The following is a 1,550-nucleotide window of genomic DNA, read 5'->3' as shown; positions in this document are numbered from 1 at the left end:
CGTTATGCCAGCGACAACAGCCCGGACAACAGCCAGTGGCGTTCAATACGTACCTTTGTGCAGCGGCCTATCCCGGCGATCGGCAGTCAACTGACGCTGGGGGACAGTTTCACGTCCGGCAGTCTTTTTAGCAGCTTAGGATTTCGTGGTGTGCAGTTGGAAACCGATGACCGTATGGTCCCCGAATCGCAACGCGGTTATGCCCCGACGATNCGGGGGGTCGCTTCGACCACCGCCAAAGTGAGCGTCCGTCAATCTGGCGGGGTCATCTACCAGACCACGGTCGCCCCCGGCGCCTTTGTGATTGATGACTTATACCCGACGAGTTACCAGGGTGACTTGGAGGTGGACGTGCAGGAAGCTGATGGTCGCGTGTCTTCCTTTACCGTTCCCTTCTCCGCCGTGCCCGATTCGATGCGGCCAGGGCACGCCCGTGTCAGTGTCTCCGCCGGGCAGGTGCGCAATATTGGTAATAGCGACGCATTGTTTACGGATATGGTCTATCAAGCAGGCTTAACGAACGCCATCACGGCGAATACCGGCGTACGAATATCTGATGGNTACGAGGCGTTGCTGGGNGGCGCTGTCTTTGCCAGCCCGTACGGTGCACTCGGCCTCAATGCGGTGTATTCGCGGGCGGACATGTGGGGCGACAAGGTTGATGGTTGGCGGCTGGGGTCGACTTACAGCCGTACTTTTGTCCCGACATCGACGACANTGTCTCTAGCGGGCTACCGCTATTCCACACAAGGTTATCGTGATTTAGGCGACGTGCTGGGGCTCCGTGCCGCGTATGACNANCATAAAANCTGGTCCTCAAGCACCTATCAGCAAAGCAATCAGCTTGTAGCGACCGTCAGCCAAGGGTTAGGGGAATATGGTCAGCTCTATTTTTCCGGTTCAACCAGCAGCTACCGTTCAGATCGCGGACGTGACACCCAATACCAGATGGCGTATTCGCATCACTATAATACTATCAGTTATAATCTGTCACTTAGCCGCCAGCAGAGCGGCCGCCTTCGTAACGGCATTCAGTCAGCCGACAGTATTGACAGTCGTCATACACAGAATACGGTCATGTTGTCCGTCTCTCTCCCGTTGGGTTCAGGNTCTCGGTCGCCGATCCTCTCGACGGGGGTGAGTCATACCACCGGTAACAACGGGAATACTCATTACCAGACCGCGTTGTCAGGCACCCTCGGGGAAGACCAACGTCTCAGCTATACGGTCAATGGTGCCTTTGAACCCAGTGGATCGGGAAGTAGTATTGGTACCCATTTGACTCAACAGATGTCTGCAGCCACCGTGGGCGGCAGTGTCTCTCAAGGTCAGGATTATACTCAAGGGGGGATGAGTGTCCGTGGCGCGACCGTGTTGCACNGTGGAGGCCTGACATTTGGACCTTATCTTGGGGATACGTTTGCGCTGGTCGAGGCGCCGGGCGTCAACGGTGCGGAGGTCATGAACGGCATGGGGGCGAAGATTAATCATTTTGGTTATGCGATTGTCCCTTCACTGGTGCCTTATCGCTATAATGATATTAGTCTGGA

At 55.9% G+C, this 1,550-nt stretch carries 1 protein-coding gene; it reads left to right on the top strand.

What is annotated here, in order from left to right:
- Positions 1 to 57 precede the first annotated feature (57 nt).
- The coding region (locus YWE_RS0120885; RefSeq protein WP_248595871.1) for a fimbria/pilus outer membrane usher protein at positions 58 to 1,550 on the top strand (1,493 nt) is incomplete at its 3' end.

Source organism: Budvicia aquatica DSM 5075 = ATCC 35567 (genome assembly GCF_000427805.1).
In the GTDB taxonomy this organism is placed as follows: domain Bacteria; phylum Pseudomonadota; class Gammaproteobacteria; order Enterobacterales; family Enterobacteriaceae; genus Budvicia; species Budvicia aquatica.
The sequence above is the reverse complement of the archived record's forward strand: the minus strand, read 5'-3'. Positions and strand labels throughout refer to the sequence as shown.